Consider the following 25,291-nt stretch of genomic DNA (forward strand, 5'->3'; position numbering starts at 1 on the left):
TGCTGTTGATGCAGTTTGTTTGCACTCATATTTTAACTGTTAGGACTCAGGTTTTTTTATTTAAAGCAAACTATGGGACAGCAGTGATCGAAAGATTCCTTTTTTATTTTGACTATGTCATTCCTTAACAGGCTTTAGCATCCGGCTGCACGGTTTTAGGCAACTCACGACGTAGAATTTTACCGACTGCAGACTTTGGCAATCCAGACACAAACTCAATATATTTTGGTAGCTTATAACTGGTCAGTTGTAGTCTCAGATAAGTCATGACTTCATTCTCAGTCAGACTGGTATCCTGTTTTACAATAAAGGCTTTCGGGACTTGTCCAGATTTTTCATCATTAACCCCAATGACAGCACATTCCAGGATTTTCGGATGTTTGGATAAAACACCTTCCAACTCATTTGGATAGACATTAAAGCCGGAGACCAGAATCATGTCCTTTTTACGGTCCAGAATGGTGATATAACCCTTCTCATCCATACAGCCGATATCACCTGTCAGGAAGAAACCATCTTTGGTAAATACCTGTGCTGTTGCTTCCGGTTGCTTCCAGTAACCTTTCATCACCTGAGGGCCGCGAATAGCAATTTCTCCAGCCTGATGAAGTGCTACAGGTTTTCCTTCATCATCCAGAATCTGAATTTCTGTGCCTGCCAATGGCAAGCCAATACTACTGCTAAAGCGCTTGCTTAAAGGCGGGTTAAATGTTGCCGTTGGTGAGGTCTCAGAAAGACCGTAGCCTTCATAGATATGACAGCCTGTGACTTCATACCATAATTCTGCCGTGTTTTTTAAAACAGATGCACCACCGCCTGTCGTGGTTTTTAGGCGTGAGTGATCCAGCTCGCGGAAACGTGGATGATGAGCCAATGCATTAAACATGGTATTCACGCCCGGAAACACCGTCGGAGGATGTTTATGATATTGATCGACTAAAGCATCCAGATCTCTTGGATTTGGAATCAGCACATTGGCAAAACCTCGACTTAGTCCATAACTGAACAGGCAGATGGTAAAACCATAAATGTGATACAGCGGCAAGGCACAAAACACATATTCATCTTCTGTGGCATAACGATCGCCAAAATGGCTGATAAACACCGTACTGTTCTGGGCAATATTAAATAAGATATTGCGATGACTGAGCTCAGCACCTTTGGAAACACCTGTAGTTCCACCGGTATATTGCAGAATAACGGTATCTTCCTGCTGCTGTACAGGCGCTTCAAAATCAATGACCCGTACCTGATCGATGGCCTGTTTAAAGTCAGTGTCAACGGCATTCTAAAATTGACCCCTTTTACCTTACAAATGGCAAAGTAAAATTGACCCCTTTGATCTCGTATTAAGTTTCAACCTGGGGCTGAATCCCAATTCTTTTTTTACCCTTCAAACGATAACTCTCACCCGATATTTGTACCACATGACAGTGATGTAATAGCCGATCTAACATCGCAGCGGTCAACGTGACATCATCCGCAAATGACTTAGACCATTGGCTAAAGGGTAAGTTACTCGTCAATATCGTACTGCCTTTTTCATAACGCTTGGCAATCACGTTAAAGAACAGATTCGCTTCTTCACGTCCAAATGGTAAATAACCAATTTCATCGATAATCAGTAACTTTGGTCCCAGTACCGCACGCTGCATATAGGTTTTCAATTTACCTTGCTGATAGGCTGTACTCAGTTGCAGCATTAAATCCGCTGCGGTAATGAACTTGATCTTAATGTTGTTCATGATGGCCTTATAGCCTAATGCCATAGATAAGTGCGTTTTTCCTACTCCGCTAGCCCCCAGAAACACCACATTTTCTGCTCTAGCAATAAAGCTCAGATTGAACAGTTCAATCACCTGTGATTTAGGGGCCCCTAGGGCATAATTAAAATCATAGTCTTCCAGGGTTTTGACTTGAGGCAGGCCTGAGAGTTTCATCAGTACCTGCTGACTGCGCTGTTGCCTGGCAGCATATTCATGCGTCAAGATTGCTTCAACAAAGTCGGCATAACTTCCATCCTGACCTAATGTTTGTTGTGCATGATGTGACCATTGTGATGCGATGGCAGGCAGATTGAGCTTTTGGCAAAGCTGCTCTATACGGTCGTATTGCAGATTCATCAGGAAACTCCTAGCAACTGATCATATACCGATAAGGGATGCTGCAAACTCTCGTAGGGCATGATATGCTGTGCTGCTGCAACAGGTACAGTGCCAGAACCTGTATCTGATTGCGGTAATGGCGTAAATTTTTGCTGCTCCTGTTGCAGTCGAACAGCCGGTTTTTCTTGCGTGGTGGCATGAATCCGCTGATTGGCGGTTTCATGCAGCCACCGGCCAATGTGGGCATTGGCGACATCAACATTTAACAGTAAACCCGAAGTCTTCAGGCTTGCTTTCAATGGCACAATAAAGCTTGATTTGAGGTATCCATTAAAGCGTTCAACTTTGCCTTTGGTCTGTGCACGGTAGGGCTTACATACGCGAGGACGAAAGCTGTATTTCTTGGCGCAGTCGAGCAGTTTGGGGTTCCATTTATGCTGCCCCTCCTGATAGGCATCCCGTTCAATCATGATCGTTTTAGCGTTATCAAACAGGATTTCTTGAGGTACTCCTGCAAAGAACTGAAATGCATTTTCTAGACCATCGATCCATGCATCGGTACGTTCATGATCATAAAATTTCACGAAAGTCGCTCTGGAATACCCTAATGTTGCGACAAAGGCTTTCAAAGTCGTGTTGTTGCGTCGAATCGTGGTGAAATCCACCTGCATTTGTTGGCCAGGTTGGGTTTCAAAACGAATGATCGGTTCCGGTTTAGCAACTGGTTTTAATGTTGCGAGATATTCCCTCAAGATCCTGATCTTTCCTGGATATCCCAACCTTAAAATTTCCTGGTAGAGCACAACAGCAGGAATCCATTCAGGATGAGCTGCGTTTACACGTTTGAGTAAATAGGGTTTATATGGATCAAGAATACTTGTTCTAGGTTGTGTACGCCGATACTGAGGTGTTTCCTTCTGCCGTAAATATTTACGTACGGTATTTCGGGACACCCCCAGTTCACGACTAATGGCTTTAATGGATTTACCTTGCTGATGAAGTATTTGGATTGTCACTGCTTGCTCCAAAGTTAACATGTTGAGCAGTCCAAAATGACCGCTATATTAACCAAGGGGGTCAGTTTTTAAATGCCGTTAGGGGGTCATTTTTACACTGCCGCTAACATCAGAAAACTGTTTTCCTGAATATTGCGCAGCCTGTCTATAAGTTGAAACAGGCTGATCCTGAATGAAATCGAGCGGATGGGTAGAAATTACATGTTTCAGTGCAGGACATTCATCCAGATTATTTAACTGTTTTAAGGTTGAGCCTAGAATAATCAAGGCTTCTGCTCCTGAATCCTGCACTTGATGATACAGCTCGCGTTGGGTGTACATCGGGTTTATATTCACCAGAATATAACCTGCGCGAATAATCGCGAAAGTCGCAATCGGATATTGAATAATATTCGGCAACATCACAGCGATCCGGCTACCGGCCGCCAAGCCTAGATTCTGTAGGTAAGTAGCCAGTTTCTGGCTATAAACATCAATCTCCTGATAGCTGAAATTTCGATCCAGATAAAAAAATGCAGTCTTATCTTTAAACTTAAGTAGATTCTCAGCAATTGTCATGCTCAAAGTTTTATCAGGGTCAGGCCAGGTAAATTCCGGATTGACGTTCCATTTTTTATATTCTTCCATCCATGGCTGACTTGTCATTACAGCACTCCTACCCTTGATTTTAAATTTATTTTGTATCGTGAAACTTTATTTTGATTAAAAAATAATAACGTTATCTTTCCTCCCAAATCAATGCAATATTTGGCTAATTTCAAATTTTTACAAATAAAATCACGAATTTTATGGCTAATTATTTGGATATATTTTATCAATTAATAATATGACATTTCTTATAGCGAAATAATAAATCAGTAAAAGCAACAAAAAAATGTGGATTCATTCTTATAAAACAACAATGTAAAAAGAAAAGGATGTCGATGATGACGTATGAAACTTCAGTGCTAGAAGCTGAACAGGCCACAGTTCAGCCTAAAAAAATATGGATGACCGCGTTTATTCTATGTTTTCTTATTTTACTTGCAGACGGTGTTGATCTGGCTTTCTTGGCCTATAGCCTCACCAGTATCAAAGCTGAATTTAATTTAACCACGGTTCAGGCAGGTGCCTTAGGGAGCTGGAGTCTGGTCGGTGGAGTGATTGGCGGTTGGGCCTGTGACCGTTTTGGCCGGGTGAAAGTTATTGTATTTTATATGATTCTTTCTTCAATTTTATCTTGCACTTTGGGTTTTGTAGAATCTTATCATCAGTTTTTAATTATCCGCAGTATTGCAGCTATTGGACTGGGTTCCCTATACATTGCCTGTAATACCTTAATGTCAGAATATGTTCCGACAAAATACCGGACGACTGTTCTGGCGGCACTTATGACCGGTTTTACCTTAGGTTCATTATGTGCAACTTTACTGGCGGGCTGGATTATTCCTGAATATGGCTGGCGTATGCTGTACTGGATTACCATTTGCCCGATCGTTCTGGCTTTTCTGCTTTATTTTCTTGTTCCTGAGCCGGATTCATGGCTACGTTCACGTGAATTAAAACGTCAGGAAGCAGCTAGCAAAGTTAAGGTGAAAAAAGAGAATCCTTATAAAGTCATTCTCAAAGATAAAAATCACCGCTGGATATTTTTACTATGGATTTTAAGTGCAGGTGCCCTGCAATTTGGCTATGCCGGTTTAAGTAACTGGTTACCTGCCTATCTCGAATCGGATCTGGGCATCAGCTTTAAGGCCATGACTGGCTATATGGTTGGCACGTTTATGATCATGATTTTTGCCAAGATCGTCGCCGGGATTCTGGCAGATCGTTTCGGACGACGTGCCTTGTTCGCTTTTGGAACCATGGGCACAGCCCTGTTTCTTCCGATTGTAATTTATTTCAATACACCGACCAATATTTTGTACCTGATGCTCATGTTCGGCTTCTTGTATGGTATACCATTTGCCATTAATGCCACGTATATGACTGAAAGCTTCCCTACTTCGATTCGTGGTACGGCTGTAGGTGGTGCATTCAATATAGGCCGTATCGGAGCAGTATTTGCACCACTCACTATTGGTTATTTTGCTCATGGAGGCTCAATTGGAACGGGTTTACTGGTAAATGGCAGGTGCCTATTTTATTTGCGGTCTGATTCCTGCACTGTTTATACGTGATCGCTTATATGATCCGCAAAAAGCAGATTAATCTCTATCATCTTTTGATAAAAAACCAGTCAAATAGACTGGTTTTTTTAATGAATAAATTTAAAAATCAGACAACTTTTCTCTGAGCATTTTCTATATATTCATAATGGTAACCACTGCGAATAAAATGCTGGTTTTTATCTCTGAAAGAATGTGCATAATCCGGCCAGACCAAAGTCAGTTTGCGACTCACCGGGTCCAGATACCAGCTTTGACAGCTTTCTGATAACCAGACACTGCCTTGGGAAAGTTGCTGTAATTCCTGCATATAGCGATTTTCGGCGTTCTGATCGGCTTCAAAAACCTGAATCTGTTGCTGTTCAAAAAATTGCAAGGCGTCCAGTACCAGATCAAATTGGGTTTCCAGGAAATAAAGCGCTGAGTTATGCCCACTTCCGGTATTGGGACCATTCAGAATGAACAGGTTTGGAAAATTATGGACTGTCGTAGATTGATAACCCTGCATACCACTAGACCATTGCTGCTCCAAGCTTAGGCCATGTTTACCCACTACCTTTGCGGCATAAGGTGGTTGTGCTGCTTCAAATCCGGTAGCAAAGACAATAATATCTGCAGGAAATTCATTGCCGGACTTGCTGATCACGCCATCCTTATTCACTTGAGCCAAAGCTGAATCTTCAAGCGTGACATTCGGTTTTAGAAAAGTCGGATAATAATCATTGGACAGCAGTAAGCGCTTACAGCCCGGTTCATAATTCGGTGTGAGTTTCTGCTGTAATTCAGGATCTGGAATCTGGTGTTTCAAGAATTGTAGGCAGTTTTTTTTGACCCGCTCAATCTGGCTTTTCAGATTACGGCGCTGGGCAAAATTGTATTCATTACCCCAGAACAAGGAATGTCTTAACGCCGACGTGCTGTCCGGATCTTTGCGGAAAAGCTGTTTTTCTGACTCAGAATAAGGTCGGTCCGGTCGCGGCAAGATATACGGTGCACTACGTTGCAATACGGTCAGACTTTTTGCTGTTTTGGCAATTTCCGGTACAAGCTGGATCGCAGAAGCGCCTGAACCTACGACGACCACACGCTGATTATCCAGATTCACTTCGTGATTCCAGCGTGCAGAATGCATCACCTGACCTTGAAATTCATCCAATCCCGGAATTTGTGGCAGATGTTCATCTGCCAGATGCCCGGTTGCTGTAATTAAAAAATCTGCCTGATACAAACCGTTAGAGGTCTGGATTTCCCATATACGTTTTTCGGTATTCCAGCTGGCTTTTTCCAGTTGTGTATGAAAATCAATATGTGACCGGATATTTTCCTGATCACAGCATTGGATTAAATAACGCTGAATTTCTGCCCCTTGCGGAAAGACACGTGACCAGTTGGGATTTTTAATAAACGAGAAAGAATATAAATGTGATGGTACATCACAGGCGACGCCGGGATAGGTATTATCCCGCCATGTTCCGCCTACTTCTGCTGCACGTTCAATGATTTTAAAATCGTGAATGTCCTGCTGTTTAAGACGGATCGCCATTCCTAGGCCACCAAAACCACTGCCTACAATTAAAATCTTGCTGCGCTGTCCTTGAGCCTGCATTATTTTTCTCCTTTTTAAGGCATCATGGGCTGGATTTTTTGATTCGCCGGATACTGCTCTGGATGCTGGCTAAACTGATTAATTAGCTGCACAACTTCTGCTGGCGCTTCAATATGAATCGCATGTCCCGAAGAAATTTCGATATAACGGCTATTCTGAATCGAAGCAAAGAGTAATTTTGCTTGCGCTAAAGGCACCATACGATCTTCACGACAGGCCACGATCAAGGTCTCAGCAGAGATGTCCGGCAAAATGGCGGTGATATCAATGCGATAATTCAGTTCACGCTGTTTAGCTGCATCTTGAGAAGGTTTGACGAAACGTGCCAGATCAAGCACCTGTTTTTCAGTACGAGCTGACAGATAGTCATCGCTATATAGGCAATAATTCACGAAATGCGGCAATGCTGCAGATTGATCATTAAATAACTGTTGCCAGATGGTGGTTCGTAGTTGTTGCACCGAACTGGTTTTTGCCCAACCGGCTAACAAAATCAAACGTGCCACGCGCTGTTTAAGACTTGCAGCCACTTGTGCAGCAATCACGGCACCGAGTGAATAACCCACCACAGTAATAGCTTCATCTTCTTCAACTGCATGATGGATCAGTGCTTCAACTTGGTGACTAAAATCAGTCACTGCCAGATCGGCTTTATCCGGGGTATACAAATCAATGGATAAAACCCGCTGATGAATACCGAGCATGGGGAAAATATAACTGAAATGTTTGTCGGTATTTCCACCTGTGCCATGAATCAGAATAATGGTGGGATATGAGGATTTCTGTCCGACTTCATGATAAGTGAGTTGTTGATCACCATAAGGACATTGTCGTGTAATCGTGTCTAAATCCATATAGACTCCTGATCTTGTTGTTTTATGGCCGATGTAATACTGAAAAGTACCCATCGATATTGAATATTGTGCAGGATGAAAAAATAGAAATTAAAAAAAGACCCACGATCGAGAGATTGATCGTGGGTAAAAGAATTAATCGAATTTAAACTCTTCAGGAGTCAGTAGGAACAAGCTCTCACCACCGGCCTGAATATTGGCAATGTGGCTTGAAGTTCTTGGCAGAATACGTGCAAAGAAGAATTGTGCGGTTTTGATCTTCGCTGCATAGAACGGATCAGTATTGCCTTCTTCAATCTTTTGCTGAGCCGTAATCGCCATTTTTAGCCATAAATATGAAGACACTACATAACCAGAGAAATATAAGTAATCGACTGATGCCGCACCGATTTCATTGGCAGACTGTTGCGTCTGAGACTGAATGGTTTTGGTTAATTCTAGCCATTGCTCAGTCAACTGGCTCACTTGTGCCACTTGCTGGTTAAACTGGGCATGTTGCTGATGTTCTTTTACAAAGCTCTGAATCTCATCTGTTAATGCAGTTAATAAACCTAGTTTCGAACCCAGCACTTTACGAGCCAGTAAATCAATAGACTGAATTTCAGTGGTACCTTCATAGAGGCTAGCAATACGTGCATCACGGGCAATCTGTTCCATGCCATGTTCAGCAATATAGCCGTGTCCACCAAAGACCTGCATACCGTGTTTGGCTGCTTCTACACCCGTTTCAGTCATTAATGCTTTAGCAATTGGGGTTAATAATGCCAGACGATCTTCTGCGGCTTTTTTCTCTTCAGGATTATCTGTTGCTTCAGCAATATCTGCATACGTAGCCAGATAATAAGCCAAGGCACGTGAACCTTCTGCAAATACTTTCTGAGTCAGTAACATATTACGTACTGCCGGATGCACGATGATTGGATCCGCAGGCAGATTTGGCTCTTTCGCACCTTCAAGTGAACGCATCGCCAGACGGTCTTTGGCATAAGCCAATGCACCTTGATAAGAAGATTCAGCTGCAGCAAGACCCTGAATCGCCGTTCCAATACGCGCAGAGTTCATAAAGGTAAACATGCAGTTCAAGCCGCGGTTTTCAGGCCCGATCAGGAAGCCTTTGGCATTGTCAAAATTCAGCACACAGGTCGCATTGCCATGAATACCCATCTTGTGTTCAATCGCGCTACACACCACGCCATTGCGAGAAGCCACATTCCCAGCTTCATCCAGATTGTATTTAGGCACGATGAACAGTGAAATACCTTTGGTGCCGGCAGGCGCATCCGGTAAACGTGCTAATACAATATGCACGATATTTTCAGCCAGATCATGCTCACCTGCAGAAATAAAGATTTTCTCACCGCTGATGCTGTAGCTACCATCTTCATTTGGCACCGCTTTGGTACGGATCAGGCCCAGATCAGAACCCGCATGTGATTCAGTTAAACACATGGTGCCTGTCCAGCGGCCTGCAATTAAAGGTACCAGGAATTTCTGTTTCTGTTCGTCGCTACCATGATGTTCCAAGGTACGCATCGCACCATGTGACAGGCCTGGATACATACCCCAAGACCAGTTGGTCGCTGTGATAATTTCTGAAATGGCAATACGGTATAAAGTCGGGAAGCCTTGGCCGCCATATTTTTCATCACCAGTTAATGAAGTAAAGCCGAGTTCTACATATTTGTCATAAGCCGCTTTAAAACCATCCGGTGTAGTTACGACGCCATCCTGCAAACGGCAGCCCTGCTGGTCGCCTGTTGCATTAATCGGTAGAAGTTCGTTTTGGCAAAAGTCCGCAGCGACTTCCAGATATTGTTCCATAATATCCATAGAAACTTTGTCTGCAAACTTTGCATAGCCTGTGTATTTCTGTTCAACATTGAGCAGATCTTTCAGGACAAACTTCATGTCTTTTAATGGCGCAATATAATTTCTCATCGTAATTCCCTTGTATGAGTTCTAATTTGTATATTTATGACAATTAATTTCATAATACGAAATTATGTTTTAGGTCGAATATAATATAAGTTCATGGATAAAATCTAGTCATGACATAAAAAATCACATTTAAAAAATTAAAACTTTGGTATAAAAAAGCCATTCGGTAATGAATGGCTTTTGATTAAATGATCAAAATGAAACGATCTAGCGCGGGAAAAACTGAGCCAAACGTTGCTGAACAATCTGTTCTGCTTCTTGCATGATAGTGTCAATCAGCATTTGACAGGTTGGAATGTCATGGATCAATCCCATTACTTGACCTGCTGTCAGTATGCCTGCATTAACATCGCCATTTTCCAAAGCCAGCTTGCCTTTTAAGCCACTGACATAAGGGCGAATCTGTTCAAATTCCAGATTTGGATCTTCACCCATTTTAACGACGAGATCAGATACTGCATTCTTCGCAACACGCGCAGTATTCCTGAACTGACGGTAAAGCAGATGCGTTGCCCGTTCATCATTGTCGACATAAAACTGCTTGATATTTGGATGGATCGGCGCTTCTTGTGTGGCACAGAAACGTGTTCCCATATTGATGCCTTCTGCACCTAAAGCAAGTGCTGCCACCAAACCACGACCATCCGCAAAACCACCACTGGCTACAATCGGTACAGTGAGTTGATCAGCGGCTGCTGGAATCAGAATCAGTCCAGGAATATCGTCTTCACCCGGATGACCAGCACATTCAAAACCGTCAATCGAGATCACATCCGCGCCGATTCTTTGTGCTGAAAGTGCATGACGTACCGAGGTACATTTATGAATCACAATGATGCCATGCTGTTTAAAGGCTTCAATGTGTTCATGTGGTTTGTTGCCTGCCGTTTCTACAATCTTGATTCCACTTTCAATAATAGCCTGTCGATATTCGGCATACGGCGGTGGGTTTACAGCGGGCAATAAAGTCAGATTTACTGCAAAAGGCTGATCTGTCATTTCACGGCAGCGTGCAATTTCCTTGGTCAGCGCTTCAGGTGTAGGTTGTGTCAATGCCGTCAGCGTTCCCAAACCACCTGTATTGGAGACTGCACTGGCCATTTCTGCAGTACCGACCCACATCATGCCGCCCTGAATAATCGGATAACGAATGCCTAAAAGCTCGGTAATACGCGTTTGAATTTTCATGAATGCTCTCCTTAGCGTCCGGTAAATTGTGCGGGGCGTTTTTCGACAAAGGCCTGTACACCTTCTTTATAATCCTGACTACTCAGGGCCAGATATTGCAGGTTTTGTTCCAGCTCCAGTTGCTGATCCATGCTATTTTCAGCACTGCGTTGCAGCGCCTGTTTAGTTAAAGCCAGTGCATAGGTCGGCTGTTGTGCCAGTCGCTGTGCAAGTTCTTCGATATAAGCATCAAATTCTGCATCAGGGATCATTTTCCAGATCATGCCCATTTCAGCAGCCTCTTTGGCATGCACAGGTTCACCGAGTAAGGTTAATGCCATAGCGCGTGCATAACCAATTAAACGCGGCAACATCCAGGTACCGCCGGCATCAGGAATTAAGCCGATTTTAGAAAAGGCTTGAATAAATTTGGCACTTTCCTTGGCAATGACCAGATCGCAAGCCAGTGCGATATTAGCCCCTGCACCGGCAGCCACACCATTTACCGCTGCAATCACAGGTTTAGGGCTTTTGCGAATCAGGTTGATCAAAGGATTATAGTATTTAGCCAGCGAACCCTCTGGTGGCAAAGGTACATTGCCAAGCTGTCCAGCCCGTTCTTTTAAATCCTGCCCCGCAGAAAATGCCCGGCCATTACCCAGAATCACAATCACCCGAATATCCGGATTCGTATTCCAGCTTTTCAAAACCTGTTGCACTTCCTCATGCATTTGCCGGTTAAAACTGTTCAGTGAATCTGGCCGATTAAAACTTAAAGTAGCGACGCCTTGCTGAACCTGAGTCTGAATCATTTCCCACATCATCAATTTCCTTATTTTTTTATCTGTATCCCTACAATTAATAGCCTTTATTGACATCCACCTGATGACACAAATCCAGGCCTTGATTTAAACGGCGGTCATTTTCCAGAATCTGCTCTACCACCACAGACATTGGGGCATGTGAGGCCACATGTGGTGTCACCACAATTTTTTCGTGCTGCCAGAATGGATGGTCAGCAGGCAGCGGTTCCTGCTCAAATACATCAACAATCGCACCACGCAGATGACCAGAATCCAGTGCATCCAATAAATCCTGCTCGATTAAATGCTGGCCACGCCCGACATGAATCAAAACTGCCTGTTCAGGCAGTTGCTGAAATAATTCAGCAGAAAGAATCCCGGTATTTTCTTCGGTAAGGGGTAGCAGGTTAATCAGAATCTGACTTTGAGCCAGGAACTCGGAAAGCTGTTCTTGGCCCACATAACTTTTAACTTGATTGATATCTTTTGGGGAATTCGACCAACCAGAGACTTGATAGCCCATGTCAGCAAAGCGTTCTGCTACGTATCCGCCCATATGCCCCAGTCCCATAATCCCGATCTGGATATGATGGCTATAACTTTGACGATACTGTTTCAAGAGCTGCTGCTTTTGCTGCTGGATCATGCAGTCAAAATAACGCTGAAAATACAGCACGCCCCAAAGCAGATAATCAAACATGCCCTTTTGGTGATGTGGATCCAGTACCCGGCAAACGGCTTGATCTGGGCGTACAGCATTTAAGTTTAAATGTTCTACCCCAGCAGCAATCGAATGAATCAGGCCAAGCTTTGGTAGCTGCTGCACTTTTTCCAGATCTGGAAACCAGGCAGCAACTGTGGTTGCCCGTTCAGCTTCAGGGCTGTCCACTGTACAGAAACTGCCTGCAGGCGCATATTTTTGAAAAGACTTGATCAGAATGGCCTCAATATTCGGTACAGAACTGGAAATAACAATCATGATGCATACTCCGTATATTGATGCTCAATCAGGGACAAAGCGGCCTGCCAGGCACGCTGTAATATCGGTTCAATGAGAGGACTCGCGAACTGCTTGGCTGTTTTAATTCGGACTTCTTCTGCTGGATAATGCAATTCAGCACCGCCGCTTAAGGCTTTCACCTGTGCCTGACAGGCGCGTTCCAGAAAATAAATTTCATGAAAAGCCCGTGCAATGGTCTCCCCAGCCGTTAATAGTCCGTGATTGCGTAAAATCATGGCACGATGGTCGCCCAAGTCCTGAATCAAGCGTTCTTGTTCGTCAGTTGAAAGCGCAACGCCTTCATATTCGTGATAGGCCACATGCTGATAAAATTTCATGGCGTGCTGGGAAATTGGGAGAAGCCCATGTTTCTGTGCAGAAACAGCAATTCCATCCGCGGTATGGGTGTGAATAACACAATTCAGATGAGGATGTGCTTCATGAATCGCAGAATGAATCACGAAGCCTGCCATATTCACTGGCTTATCTTGTTCATAGCTTTCTACTACCTGTCCTTCATGATTAATCTTCACCAGCGTTGAGGCACGCATTTTTTCAAATGCGACTCCATATTGATTAATCAGAAAGCAGTCAGGCTGATCTGGAACTCTTAAACTGATATGGGTATCAATCAAGTCAGTCATCCGATAATGCGCAATAATGCGATAAAGCGCTGCCAGTTCACAGCGTGCCTGCCATTCAGCAGCTGTAACGAGATTTTTTATTGTCATCATTCCATCCTAGAAAAATATAGCATTTCGATCACTATCTGTTATATCATAATTTTATAAAAACAGAATATTATTTCATAAAGCGAAATATTTTATTAAAGGGAAACGATATGACTACAGCTCAAATGAATGGACTTGAATATCTAACCGCAATTAAAAATGGCGAATTGCCTGGTTCAGCGATGGGACAACTGATTCCCATGAAACTCAGTGTCGTCCATGAAAACTATGTGGAATATGAAGTTTATCCAGATGAACGTCACTTCAATCTGCAAGGCGGCATTCATGGTGGATTTTGCGCCACTGTTCTGGATAGCGTAACTGGTGCAGCAGTGCATACCACAGTTGATGCTGGTGTCAGTTTTTCCACTATTGACCTGAATGTCAAAATGCTCAAAGCCATGAAAAATGGTGAAACTTATACAGCCATTGGTGAAGTGATCCGGATCGGACGCAATGTGCTGACCTCAGAAGGCCGAATTGTCGACAAAGACGGTAAAATTTATGCCTTTGGTTCAGCAACTTTATTGGTCACTGACCGCAAATAGTCCTTACGCTGATTTAATTAATCCCTGCGATATGCAGGGATTTTTATTTCTATATAAATAGTCTAATAAAAAATGCCATATATATTATCTATACATGGCATTAATACGATGACTAAAGCTTTTATGCAGCTTCAGGGTTTTCAATCACCATCGCCAGGCCTTGACCCAGACCGATACATAAACTAATCACGGCATATTTTTTACCAGTACGCTGTAATTGACGTGCGACGGTTAAGGCCAAACGCGCACCTGAACAGCCCAATGGATGGCCAATCGCAATACCACCACCGTTTGGATTCACACGCGGATCATCAAATGCAACATCCAGACCTTTCAGGCAAGATAACACCTGGCTGGCAAATGCTTCATTGATCTCGATAATGTCCATATCATCTAGCGTCAAACCTGCACGTTTAACGGCTTTTTTGATTGCTTCGATTGGACCTGCGCCCATGATGCGTGGCTCAATGCCAGCGGCTGCAGAAGACAGGATACGAGCTAAAGGTTTTAAGCCATACTGTTCCTGAACTTTTTCACTGCCGATAATCAGTGCTACAGCGCCGTCATTGATACCTGATGCATTACCCGCAGTGACTACACCACCTTCGAAAAGCGGTTTTAACTTGGATAATGCTTCAAATGTCGAAGATGGACGTGGATGTTCATCTTCAGTCACTAATTTAGGCGGTAATTTACGCCCTTGTGAAACTTCAATCGGTGTAATTTCACCTTCAAAGAAACCTGCTTCTTTTGCAGCTTGATATTTCTCTTGTGATGCAGCAGCAAAAGTATCTGCCTGTTCACGCGTAATGCCAAACTCTTCGGCGACGTTATCACCTGTTTCTGGCATGCTGTGCGCGCCAAACTGATCAGTAAATTTACGGTTTGGGAAACGTGTACCAATCGTGGTGTCATAGATTTTGGCATCACGTGAATACGCGCTTTCAGCTTTACCCATTACAAACGGTGCACGCGTCATACTTTCTACACCACCTGCAATATACAGCTCGCCTTCACCTGCGGTAATGGCACGTGCTGAATCAATCACAGCGCCCAAGCCTGAAGCACAAAGACGGTTCACGGTTTGACCTGGAACGGTCACAGGCATACCAGCAAGCAGTGCCGCAAAACGAGCCACGTTACGGCTGTCTTCACCGGCCTGGTTGGTGCTACCAAAGATCACATCTTCTACGTCAGCTGCTGGAATACCGGTTTTTTCTAGCAGATTTTTAATGACTGTTGCTGCCAGATCATCTGGACGTACAGTTGCCAGGCTTCCTGCATGGCGACCGATTGGAGAACGTAAACCATCATAAATATAGGCATTTAACATGAGTGTTATTCCTTTAACTTTTTAATTAATGTGTAGTATGAATAAGAGGTAAACCGAGCTGAACGCGGCGGCGCAACCAAGGACTTGGGCGGTAACGCTGGTCACGGGTAATTGCAGTCATGCGGTCTAAAATTTTCAGAATTTTTTCCGCACCCAGTACATCGCCCCATTCAATTGGGCCGTATGGATAACCAAGGCCTAACTTCACGGCAACGTTGATATCTTCTACGGTTGCAACACCTTGCTGGGCAATATCACAGCCAAGATTCACAATCATGGCCAAAGCACGTTGCGCTACAAAACCAACGCTTTCCTGAATTGTGCTTGCAGCCACACCATCCAGATTGAAAATCGATTGCGCTGCGTTTACCAGTTCAGCTTTGGTCACAAACGTTGGCATCAGGGTACGGTGTTTATTTAGGCCATAAAGCAGATCAATGCAGACTACTTGCTGCGGAGACACCTGATAGCGGACTGCGGCTGAAGTGGCATCTTCACCATAAGTCGCAATTAGGATTAAAGCATCTGCTGAAGGTGCGTCAGTCTGCTCGATCTGGATATTGAACTGCTGTAGATATTGCTCAAGTGCTTGACGGTCTTCGCTATATTCTGTACCCAGCCAAACCGATGGATATTGATCCAGCTTTTCAACCAAGGTTGGAGCTACATCACCTACTTTGCTCCCCGAGGTATAATCGTAAAAACCTTTACCGGTTTTACGACCCAACTGTTTGGCAATAAAACGTTGACGGGTAATCACGCTTGGGCGATAACGTGTTTCTTCATAATACTGGTGATAAATTGATTCACTTACCGGATGAGATACATCCATGCCGGTCAGATCGCCTAACTCGAATGGTCCCATCTTGAAACCGATGCCGTCACGATAGATGCGGTCAATGTCATAAAATGGAGTGACATTTTCATTCAAAATCGCATAGGCTTCGCTACCAAAAGCACGGCCAGCATGATTGATAATGAATCCTGGGGTATCTTTGGCTTTTACCGGGCGATGTCCCATTTTTGTAGATAACTGAGTGAGTGCATCCACAATATCAGCACGGGTATTAAAGCCTTCAATCACCTCAACCACTTTCATCAGTGGAACCGGGTTAAAGAAGTGATAACCGGCAACGCGTTCCGGTTGGCGGCAATTGGCGGCAATCGCACTGATAGACAGTGAAGATGTATTGGATGCCAGAATTGCTTCCGGTTTTACGATACCTTCCAGTTGCTGCATCAGCTTTTGTTTGATTTCCAGATTTTCAATAATCGCTTCAACGATTAAATCGCAATCTTTCAGGTCTTCGATCTGCTGGGCAATGGATAAATGAGCAAGATCTTCAGCAGCTTTTTCATGGCTGAATTTACCTTTATCAGCCAGGGTATTTAATGTTTTAGCCAGCTTTTCCTGTGCCTGTTCAGCAGCATCCGCTTTGGCATCAAACAACACGACATCATGGCCAGATTGAATTGCGATCTGGGCAATGCCCGCACCCATGGTGCCTACGCCAATAATACCGATTTTCTGAATTTGAATGCTCATGCTTATCGTCCCTGATAATTTGGTTTACGTTTTTCAATAAAGGCTTGCATACCTTCTTTTTGATCTTCTGAAGAAAACAGCATCTGGAAAGATTTACGTTCCAGCATTAAGCCAGCATTGAGTGGCACATCTTCAGCCAGTAAAGCCACTTCCTTGATTTGTTCAAGCGCGATTGGCGGCATTTTTGCCAGACCTTCAGCCATTTTGATTGCTGTTGCCAGGGTTTCACTGTCTTCCGTTACTTGAGACACCAGGCCAATCTGATAAGCTTCCGGCGCTGGTACCAGACAACCCGTCATGATGATACGCATCGCATGGAATTTACCCACGGCACGGAATAAACGCTGTGTACCACCAGCACCCGGCATTACCCCTACTTTGACTTCAGGCTGACCGAACTGGGCACTTTTTCCGGCAATAATAATGTCCGCATGCATCGCCAGTTCACAGCCACCGCCCAATGCATAACCGTTTACTGCTGCAATCACCGGCTTTGAACACTGCGCAATGGCTTGCCAGTAACGCTCAGTACGACGTTGCATCATCTGGATCGTTTCAGCATTGGCTAATTCTTTAAGGTCAGCGCCTGCAGCGAAATCAGTTTCACCGCCAGTGAGAATAATGGCACGGATATTTTCATCGTCATTCAATTGCAGAAAAGCCGCAGCCAGTTTCTGGCGCACTTCTGTATTCAGGGCATTTTTAGCTTCTGGACGATGGATCTTGACCATCGCCACATGTGTCGAGATTTGCTCTACTTGAACTACCTGTTCCATCAAAAATCTCCATTTATTTTGTATAGCGAAATTTTATTTTATATAAAACTACGGTTTCTAGACCCATAAATCAAGATTTTTTCTCTAAAAAACGTAAAAAAGTTATTTTTTAATAAAAATTAGAGTAAAAAATCTTGTTCAGCTGGCTATTTTATGATTAATTGATTTCGCAATACGGAATTAATTATTTAATTCGAATTTTGGTTATTCATTTATGTAAATATTAACCACAATACAAAATAAAAAAATTAATTTCCGTCATAAGGATACTACGTTGTTCAGTGATTTTTCACTCAAGGTGAAACGGAAAAATCAGATCCAGCCTGATCGTAACAGGGCGAATGCGCACAGACGCTTAGACCTTAGATGAGGAAAATGCTTTTCCGTGAGGAAGAAAATGGATTTAGCGGTAGCAGAGGAATGCTACTTTAATATATAGAGGATATAAGAATGACAAGCGATACCATCGTAGCTGAGGAAACTAAAACGGGGGTCTCCTCCGACGGCACCATTAAGCAGGCACCTAAACGCCTGTGGATGACGGCCTTTGTCTTCGCTTTTTTGATTTTACTATGTGACGGTGCAGACATTGGTATTCTGGCTTTCAGCTTGACTAGTTTGAAAGCAGAATGGGGACTGACTTCTGTACAGGCCGGTGCCTTGGGAAGTTATTCTCTTTTGGGTATGGGGATCGGTGGCTTTATTGGTGGATGGGCCTGTGACAAGTTTGGACGTGTACGTGTCATCGTTTTGGCCACTATTTCCTTCTCAATCTTGTCTGCCTATTCAGGTTTTGCCCAGTCTTATCAAGAGTTTGCGATTTTACGTACCCTTTCGTGCTTAGGTTTGGGCTGTTTATATATTGCCTGTAATACCCTGATGTCTGAGTATGTACCAACCAAATACCGTACTACGGTACTGGCAACATTGATGACCGGTTTCACTTTAGGTTCATTGGTGATTACCATGATTTCAGGCTGGATTATTCCTGAATTCGGCTGGCGTATGCTGTACTGGGTGACAATTGCCCCATTAGCTTTGGGTATTTTGATGCACTTCATGGTACCAGAACCAGAGTCATGGAAACGTGTCCGTGAAATGAAAAGAACTGGTCAGATCGTGGATAATGATGCCAAAAAAGGCAATCCGTATATCACCATCCTTAAAGATAAAACCCATGGCAAGATGTTCATCCTTTGGTCTTTCAGCTCTGGTTTCCTGCTATTCGGTTATTTCGGTGTAAGCAACTGGTTACCAAGTTATCTTGAAGCTGAATTAGGCATTAAATTCAAGGAAATGGCGCTATACATGGTAGGTACTTTTATCACCATGATGTTCGCCAAAATCATTGCAGGTTATGTGGCTGACAAAATTGGTCGTCGTATCGTATTTGCTTTCGGCACCATGGGAACAGCGCTGTTTATTCCTGTCGTGGTGTATATGCACAATGCCGATAATATTGGTGTACTGATGCTGATCTTCGGATTCCTGTACGGTATTCCATATGCCATTAATGCAACCTATCTAACCGAAAGTTTCCCTACTGGAGTACGTGGTACAGCAGTTGGCGGTGCGTTCAATATTGGTCGTATCGGTGCAATCTTCGCTCCAATTACGATTGGTTATCTTGCGATGAATGGTTCGATCGGTACGGGTCTATTGGTGATGGGTGCAGCTTACTTCCTATGCGGTTTGATTCCTGCCCTGTTTATTAAGGACCGTTTATACGATCCACAAAAAGCTGAATAACTTTTAACTCAAGAGGGCGGTAAATTTACTGCCCTCCTTCATCTATATTTTTATGACTTTAAATATCGAATACATACCCTTTGACCTGAACAGGATGTTTCTTGGTTGAACGAGATTCGTATTCATTATTCAAAAGTCAGCATCTCTGCATTTAGCAATGAGAGCAACGACAAGGAAAGATTTTCCTTCTTAGATATCAGAAAATTTCTTTAGGGATTAAGAAATGAAAAAATTAGTTTTAGCAACATTATGTGGTATTGCTTCAGCACAGGCATTTTCAGCAGAAGCGTCAGAAGACCGGATGCAGTTTTTAGAATCACAGTTAAAGCAAATCCAAGCCGAACTGGAACAGCAGAAAGCCGCGCAACTTGCGTTAAAGAACCAGCAAGAAGAAGCCAAAGCACAAGACTCTAAAACGCTGAGTTCGATGGTGGATAATGTCGATGTTTATGGATTGATTCGCTTTGATGGCGCAGTTGATTTCAAAAGTACCCCTGAAGCTCGTGGCCGTACCATTAACCAGATTAATAAAGTACCTTTCACTGAACCTGACTCTACCCGTTCAGATTTTACTGCTGCTGCCAGCCGAATTGGTTTCCTGGCTAAAGACTTGGGTGGAAATCCAAATGTTTCTGCACGTTTAGAAGCTGACTTCTGGACCAATAATGGTAAAGGCGATGGTGGACTACGTATCCGTCATGCACATTTAAAATACTATAACTGGACTTTTGGTCAGGCCTGGTCATTAATGTCGACACCAGAAATTAGTACTGAAGCTGTCGATTACAGCTTATTACTGGGTGGATCGGTCCTACGTACGCCTCAAGTCAGCTATGCTTTCAAATTTGATCCGGAAAATACTTGGAATGTTGGTCTGGAGTATATGGCTGGTGGCGATCGCTCTTCTGCCTTGCCTGCTTTAACCACTAAATATATTCATCAATCAGGTCCGCTGCATTTATTAGCTCAAGGCTTTGTCAATCAAAAGCAGGCGCAAACTGATACAGGTGATATTGAAAAAGTTGGTTGGGGTGTAGGTCTTGGTGGACGTTATCATCTCAATGATCAAAACTCGATCCAGGGTAACTATTTCCATATGGTCGGTGACCAGCGTATTGCAGCTTTCTTGACTCAAGGTTCAACAACCGATGGTGCTGCTTGGGGTGGAGATTATTCAGTCGATCCAATCAATAACGAACTTTTACTCAATGAGTTTAATAGTTTAAATATCGGCTTTACGCATAAATTTACGCCAAAACTACGTAGTAGCATTAATGCCAGCGTGGTAGATTTTGATGATTCCAGCGACTATGCACGCGCGAATCCTGAAACCAATAAACGTTTAACTGACTATGTGGCTAACGTGATTTATTCTCCAGTTCCAAAGGTTAATCTGGGCGCAGAATATCACCACGGCAAACGTGAAACTTTTGATAATCGAGAAGCGGATGTTTCTCGTGTGAATTTATCAGCGACTTATAGTTTCTAAAGCCTTAGGAGACAAGGATGTCAGCCCAAGGGCAAATTTCACGAAAATTTATGTTTATGATGGCCATGACCTGCGCACTCTGCGCGGGTTGTAACTATTTTAACCAGCCATTAATTTATTCTATCGCAGAAGATCTGCATATCAGTGTGGCTGAGTCTGGTTGGACTGTCGTTTTAACCCAGATTGGTTATGCCACTGGGTTATTCTTGTTTGTGCCTTTAGGCGATTTGTTTGAAAAACGCCTCTATATTTGCAGCCTCATGTTATGTACGGGGCTGGCGCTAATCGGACTTTCTGCCAGTACCAATCTGCATATGCTGTATGGTTTTACCCTGCTCGCTTCTTTTTGTTCGATTACCACCCAGATTCTGATTCCTTTTGCGGCTAACCTGTCTCAAAGAGAAAAAAGTGCTGAAGTGGTTGGTCTGCTGATGAGTGGCGTACTGGTCGGTATTCTGTTTGCCCGGACTGTATCAGGACTGATTTCTACCCTATGGTCTTGGCATGCAGTCTACCTTTTGAGTGGCTGTTCTATTCTCTTGCTCAGTATCGCTATGTGGTATCAGTTACCTAAAGCGAAGAGCCAATTACAAATGAGTATCTTACAGATTTATCCCTCACTATTTACCTTTGCCAAAACTGAACCCATGCTGATCCGACGTAGCATCATTGGTGGTTTGGGCTTTGGTATGCTGAGTATTATTTTTACCACCATGACTTTTGTACTGGCGGAAGCACCCTATCATTTTAATGATTTCCAGATTGGGTTAATGGGTATTGTTGGTGTGGTTGGCATCTGGTCATCACAATGGACCGGTAAAATGATTGGTCGACATCGGGAAAAATGGGTTGCACAACTTGCTACCACGGGTTTAATTCTGGCCTGGATTCCGTTATTTTTTGCGCAAAGCTATTTATGGGTGTATATCATTGGATTAATTCCCGCTTATTTTGGGATTTCTTCACTGCATGTGTTAAATCAGAATCTGGTATATCGAATCTCGGTACAAGCCCGTTCCCGTATTAATGCAATCTATATGACCTGTTATTTTTCAGGTGCCGGGATCGGTGCATTTCTATCGCTAAACCTATGGAAAATGTATGGTTGGTCAGCCTGTGTTGCATTGGGCTTTGGCTTTGCCCTGCTCATCTTTAGTATTAACCGCTATGACCTAAGCCGCGAACGCAATCTGGTCAATATTCAGCCCCAATCCTAATCGATTTAGACTCATACATTGTGCACTCATAGAATATAAGATTGGGTGCGCAGTACATGACACATTATCTCTGCATTTCTATTTTGAATTCTTTTCTGTGAAATTTAGAACTGCTCCCCAGTTTAAAAAGAACTCGGCTCCTGCCAGCATCATTTTCAGGTCAAGTATCGAATTCTTTTTTTAACTTAACACTTAAATAGAGAATGTTACTAAACCATAATTACTTGGATATTTATTCTTATTGCATCAGGACATTTTTTCCGTTTATAGTTAAATGAGACTACATAAAACCGTGGAACATTGCTTATTCATTGAACGTGAAACATGAAAAATTATAAAAAAAGCCCAATCTGTGATGATTGGGCTTTTTTATGGGGTAACACTATGATTTATAAAGATAAATAAAAATATGTTATTCCTAAGTAGAAATGTCCGCTTTTAGAATGCATAACTTAGCGCAAAAAATACAACACATAAAAAAATCGCAGCCTAAGCTGCGATTTCTAATCATGTTTAAATGATTGATAGAATTATTATACGGATGGTTTTAACTGTGCAGCTGCACGGCTATCAAGTAACTTGCAACCTGTCTGTTGCTGAAGTTCTTCGAAACTCAAGCCATCCACCATTTCTAGCACCCAAGCCTGATTATCTTTGAGTTCAATAATGCACAAATCGGTATAAATGCGGTCAACGCAGTTTTTACCAGTAATTGGATAAGTCAGCTCTTCCACAATTCGTGGTTCGCCATTTTTTGTGACATGTTCCATGCAAACATAGACACAGCGAGCACCAACCGCCAGATCCATGGCACCACCCACTGCTGGAACCGCATCCAGTGCACCGGTATGCCAGTTAGCGAGATCACCATTCACGGCGACCTGAAAGGCGCCCATAATACAGAAATCTAAATGGCCGCCACGCATAATATCGAAGGAATCTGCAGAGTTCATAAAACTACCGCCATCGAGCATGCTGACCAGTTCTTTACCGGCATTAATCAGATCATCATCAGCCTGTTCAGGATCAGTTAAAGCGGTAAAACCCAGAACACCATTTTCAGAATGCAGGACAATATCCTGTTCAGGTTTTAAATAACCAGCAACGCGTGTTGGTAAGCCAATGCCTAAATTCACATAAGAAGCGGTCGGAATATCCTGTGCAACTTTTTCTACAATCTGTTCGCGTGTACGTTTTTGAATTGTCATTATTTGATATCTCCTACCTTCACCACATGCTGCACGAAAATACCCGGCGTCACGATAATCTCTGGATCAAGCTCGCCTAACTCTACAATTTCATGCACTTGGGCAATCGTGGTTTTGGCCGCTTTTGCCATTAACGGGCCAAAGTTTCGCGCTGCTTTACGGTAGGTCAAGTTGCCCCATTGATCAGCCTGATTGCCATAAACCAAGGCATAGTCCGCATGAATTGGATATTCCAGCACATAGTCCTTGCCATTGATATGGCGGGTTTCTTTGCCTTCAGCAATCTTGGTGCCGTAACCTGTAGGCGTAAAAATAGCGCCCAGACCTGCACCCGCTGCCTGGATACGGCAAGCCAAGTTGCCTTGTGGTACCAACTCTAGTTCAACCTTTCCAGCTTTATACAGCTCTTCAAACACCTTGGAGTTATTGGCACGAGGAAATGAACAGATCATTTTTGTCACCAGTCCTGACAATAACAGGTTGGTTAGGCCACGGTCACCAGAAGCAGCATTATTGTTGATGATGGTCAAATCTTTAGGACCAATATCAATCAAAGCTTCAATCAGTTCGATTGGCTGTCCTGCCAAACCGAAGCCACTAGTCATAATATGCGCACCATCTGGAATCTGCTTGAGTATAGTTTCGATATCCTGTGTGATTTTATTCATTTAATTGCTTCCTAGCATCTTCCTGTCTTTATAAATATTTGATTAATCAATTAGTCAGCTTTTTGTGGGTCAAACAAACGGTTTTTAATGAAAATCGCTGGGATCAAACCACAAATAAAATAAGCCACACTCATGATAAGTAGACCTGTACCAATTGAGCCACCTTGCGCAAAATAACCGATGGTTAAAGGTGCCAATACTGCGCCTAGACGGCCAATGTTATAAGCGCCACCTGTAGCTGTACCACGGACTTTGGTAGAGAAACTTTCAGTCATATAAGTCGCGTTAATGCCATATGGAATACCGTAAAGGAATCCGAAAAACAGCATCAGCCATAAGATATTGTCCGGTGTGTTGCCAAAGACAATAATTGGAATAAAGATTGCAGTGCCCATGGTACCGAAAGCAAATACTGCACGACGGCCAATTTTATCCGCAATAATGCCTGCGATCACTTTGGTACACATCATGATCAGGAAGGTCCCAATCATATAGGTGGTCATTTCTTTAAATTTAATACCGAGATCTGATTCCAGATAAGCCGGTAACCAGTTACTTACACCGTAATAACCAAACTGTAAAAATGCGGTACTGAACGACCAGAGGATGAACATGCGACGGCTTAAAGCATCGGCAAAGATCATTTTAAACGTATTCTTCGGTTTTTCCTGCACCACGCCGCTGGCTTTGGCTGCCAGTCTCTCTTGACGCGCCTTTAACCAGGCTTGTGGTTCTGGTACCAGGAAGAACATGCCAATGGCAAGAACAATCGGAACAATGGCGATATAGTAAAGGTAACGCCAGCCTAATTCTGGAAGTAACCATCCTGCAAGTACAGTGGCAACGACTGAACCAAGTGTCCAACCTGTCATTAAAGCAGCAAGTACTGTAGAACGATATTTTGTTGGCACATACTCTGCCATTAGCGTATTACAGGCAATATAGAGGGCACCTAAGCCAATTGCTGAAAAGAATCGCAACCATTTGAATTCTTCATAGCTTTGAGTAAAGCCTAGCCAGAAGGTTAATGAAGAGAATAAAGCGATCGCAACAACAATCACCCGAACTCGCCCGAAGCGGTCACAAGCCCAGCCACCAAAAAAGCCACCAATGGCCATACCAGCAAGTGTCCAGCTACCAAGTGCACCTGCCTGAATACTACTTAAAGAAAATTCTTGTTTGAGGCTGGTTAGACTGTAGGCTAATAGTGCAAGATCTGCACCATCTACCAATAACGCTAAAAATGAAAAGACAAAAGCCAGAATCCAGACCTTTTTCTTAGGCATATTTTCTTCTGGTAGAAGATTTTGTTGTGAATTAAGCGTATTCATAATGTCCTTTACACTTTGCTGGCACTCCTGTGCCTTTTAAAAGTTTATGTTTCACCTAA

At 43.2% G+C, this 25,291-nt stretch carries 19 protein-coding genes and 3 pseudogenes; 5 read left to right on the forward strand and 17 right to left on the reverse strand.

The window, feature by feature from the left end:
* Nucleotides 1-124 precede the first annotated feature (124 nt).
* The 4 genes and pseudogenes from ACWM1W_RS07605 to ACWM1W_RS07620 form a co-directional block, all read right to left on the reverse strand.
* Nucleotides 125-1,273: pseudogene (locus ACWM1W_RS07605) on the reverse strand (AMP-binding protein); the annotation flags it as partial.
* 76 nt (nucleotides 1,274-1,349) lie between these two features.
* Nucleotides 1,350-2,123, reverse strand: coding sequence for an IS21-like element ISAba8 family helper ATPase IstB (gene istB, locus ACWM1W_RS07610; RefSeq protein WP_075167882.1), 774 nt, complete (start codon nucleotides 2,121-2,123; stop codon nucleotides 1,350-1,352).
* Nucleotides 2,123-3,142, reverse strand: coding sequence for an IS21 family transposase (gene istA / locus ACWM1W_RS07615; protein WP_286716026.1), 1,020 nt, complete (start codon nucleotides 3,140-3,142; stop codon nucleotides 2,123-2,125). The genes istB and istA overlap by 1 nt, the downstream gene beginning before the upstream one ends.
* An 87-nt stretch (nucleotides 3,143-3,229) precedes the next feature.
* Nucleotides 3,230-3,766, reverse strand: a pseudogene (locus ACWM1W_RS07620) (AMP-binding protein); the annotation flags it as partial.
* A gap of 281 nt (nucleotides 3,767-4,047) precedes the next feature.
* Between ACWM1W_RS07620 and ACWM1W_RS07625 the strand changes: the two are divergent.
* A pseudogene (locus ACWM1W_RS07625) lies at nucleotides 4,048-5,311 on the forward strand (MFS transporter).
* Between the two features lie 66 nt (nucleotides 5,312-5,377).
* Here the strand turns inward: ACWM1W_RS07625 and ACWM1W_RS07630 are convergent.
* The 7 genes from ACWM1W_RS07630 to ACWM1W_RS07660 all read right to left on the reverse strand — a co-directional run bounded on the left by ACWM1W_RS07630 (nucleotide 5,378) and on the right by ACWM1W_RS07660 (nucleotide 13,367).
* Nucleotides 5,378-6,874 (reverse strand): flavin-containing monooxygenase, encoded by a 1,497-nt coding sequence (locus ACWM1W_RS07630; RefSeq protein ID WP_375725460.1) that lies wholly within the window; start codon nucleotides 6,872-6,874, stop codon nucleotides 5,378-5,380.
* A 14-nt stretch (nucleotides 6,875-6,888) separates the two neighbouring features.
* Entirely contained in the window at nucleotides 6,889-7,728 is an 840-nt protein-coding gene (locus ACWM1W_RS07635; protein ID WP_005235689.1) for an alpha/beta fold hydrolase, read from the reverse strand.
* Nucleotides 7,729-7,863: 135 nt separating this feature from the next.
* Nucleotides 7,864-9,666, reverse strand: coding sequence for an acyl-CoA dehydrogenase C-terminal domain-containing protein (locus ACWM1W_RS07640; protein ID WP_375725461.1), 1,803 nt, complete (start codon nucleotides 9,664-9,666; stop codon nucleotides 7,864-7,866).
* A 207-nt stretch (nucleotides 9,667-9,873) separates the two neighbouring features.
* Entirely contained in the window at nucleotides 9,874-10,854 is a 981-nt protein-coding gene (locus ACWM1W_RS07645; protein ID WP_005235692.1) for an NAD(P)H-dependent flavin oxidoreductase, read from the reverse strand.
* 11 nt (nucleotides 10,855-10,865) lie between these two features.
* Nucleotides 10,866-11,654 carry an enoyl-CoA hydratase-related protein gene (locus ACWM1W_RS07650; protein WP_005235693.1) on the reverse strand — a complete coding sequence of 263 codons (789 nt, stop codon included), beginning with the start codon at nucleotides 11,652-11,654 and terminating at the stop codon, nucleotides 10,866-10,868.
* Between the two features lie 37 nt (nucleotides 11,655-11,691).
* The gene (locus ACWM1W_RS07655) at nucleotides 11,692-12,615 is read right to left on the reverse strand and encodes a 2-hydroxyacid dehydrogenase (RefSeq protein ID WP_375725462.1); all 924 of its coding nucleotides are present in this window, start codon (nucleotides 12,613-12,615) and stop codon (nucleotides 11,692-11,694) included.
* On the reverse strand, nucleotides 12,612-13,367 hold the full coding sequence (locus tag ACWM1W_RS07660; RefSeq protein ID WP_004785712.1) for a class II aldolase/adducin family protein: 756 nt from the start codon (nucleotides 13,365-13,367) through the stop codon (nucleotides 12,612-12,614). The genes ACWM1W_RS07655 and ACWM1W_RS07660 overlap by 4 nt, the downstream gene beginning before the upstream one ends.
* Nucleotides 13,368-13,477: 110 nt before the next feature.
* Between ACWM1W_RS07660 and ACWM1W_RS07665 the strand changes: the two genes are divergently transcribed.
* A complete protein-coding gene (locus ACWM1W_RS07665) occupies nucleotides 13,478-13,915 on the forward strand; it encodes a PaaI family thioesterase (protein ID WP_004785711.1) in 438 nt (145 codons plus the stop codon).
* 121 nt (nucleotides 13,916-14,036) lie between these two features.
* Here the strand turns inward: ACWM1W_RS07665 and ACWM1W_RS07670 are convergent, their stop codons facing one another.
* The 3 genes from ACWM1W_RS07670 to ACWM1W_RS07680 are packed head-to-tail and all read right to left on the reverse strand — an operon-like array spanning nucleotide 14,037 to nucleotide 17,570.
* Entirely contained in the window at nucleotides 14,037-15,248 is a 1,212-nt protein-coding gene (locus ACWM1W_RS07670) for a 3-oxoadipyl-CoA thiolase (RefSeq protein ID WP_375725463.1), read from the reverse strand.
* A gap of 25 nt (nucleotides 15,249-15,273) precedes the next feature.
* Nucleotides 15,274-16,794, reverse strand: coding sequence for a 3-hydroxyacyl-CoA dehydrogenase (locus tag ACWM1W_RS07675; RefSeq protein ID WP_375725464.1), 1,521 nt, complete (start codon nucleotides 16,792-16,794; stop codon nucleotides 15,274-15,276).
* A 2-nt stretch (nucleotides 16,795-16,796) separates the two neighbouring features.
* Nucleotides 16,797-17,570, reverse strand: a complete 774-nt coding sequence (locus ACWM1W_RS07680) for an enoyl-CoA hydratase (protein ID WP_004785705.1) — start codon at nucleotides 17,568-17,570, stop codon at nucleotides 16,797-16,799.
* Nucleotides 17,571-18,020: 450 nt separating this feature from the next.
* On the opposite strand from ACWM1W_RS07680, the gene ACWM1W_RS07685 reads away from it, so the two are divergent.
* From ACWM1W_RS07685 to ACWM1W_RS07695, 3 genes are all read left to right on the forward strand, one after another.
* Complete coding sequence (locus ACWM1W_RS07685) at nucleotides 18,021-19,319, forward strand: MFS transporter (protein ID WP_262735793.1); 1,299 nt, start codon at nucleotides 18,021-18,023, stop codon at nucleotides 19,317-19,319.
* 223 nt (nucleotides 19,320-19,542) lie between these two features.
* Complete coding sequence (locus tag ACWM1W_RS07690) at nucleotides 19,543-20,808, forward strand: DcaP family trimeric outer membrane transporter (protein ID WP_375725465.1); 1,266 nt, start codon at nucleotides 19,543-19,545, stop codon at nucleotides 20,806-20,808.
* 17 nt (nucleotides 20,809-20,825) lie between these two features.
* Complete coding sequence (locus ACWM1W_RS07695) at nucleotides 20,826-22,025, forward strand: MFS transporter (protein WP_262735792.1); 1,200 nt, start codon at nucleotides 20,826-20,828, stop codon at nucleotides 22,023-22,025.
* 533 nt (nucleotides 22,026-22,558) lie between these two features.
* Here the strand turns inward: ACWM1W_RS07695 and ACWM1W_RS07700 are convergent.
* Genes ACWM1W_RS07700 through ACWM1W_RS07710 form a run of 3 tightly spaced genes read right to left on the reverse strand, consistent with a single transcriptional unit; the run spans nucleotide 22,559 to nucleotide 25,232 of the window.
* Complete coding sequence (locus ACWM1W_RS07700) at nucleotides 22,559-23,233, reverse strand: 3-oxoacid CoA-transferase subunit B (RefSeq protein WP_375725466.1); 675 nt, start codon at nucleotides 23,231-23,233, stop codon at nucleotides 22,559-22,561.
* On the reverse strand, nucleotides 23,233-23,901 hold the full coding sequence (locus ACWM1W_RS07705; RefSeq protein ID WP_004785693.1) for a 3-oxoacid CoA-transferase subunit A: 669 nt from the start codon (nucleotides 23,899-23,901) through the stop codon (nucleotides 23,233-23,235). The genes ACWM1W_RS07700 and ACWM1W_RS07705 overlap by 1 nt, the downstream gene beginning before the upstream one ends.
* Before the next feature lie 50 nt (nucleotides 23,902-23,951).
* On the reverse strand, nucleotides 23,952-25,232 hold the full coding sequence (locus ACWM1W_RS07710; RefSeq protein WP_208462498.1) for an MFS transporter: 1,281 nt from the start codon (nucleotides 25,230-25,232) through the stop codon (nucleotides 23,952-23,954).
* Nucleotides 25,233-25,291 lie beyond the last annotated feature (59 nt).

The sequence above is a fragment of the Acinetobacter sp. TW_SC_4 genome, assembly GCF_054861205.1.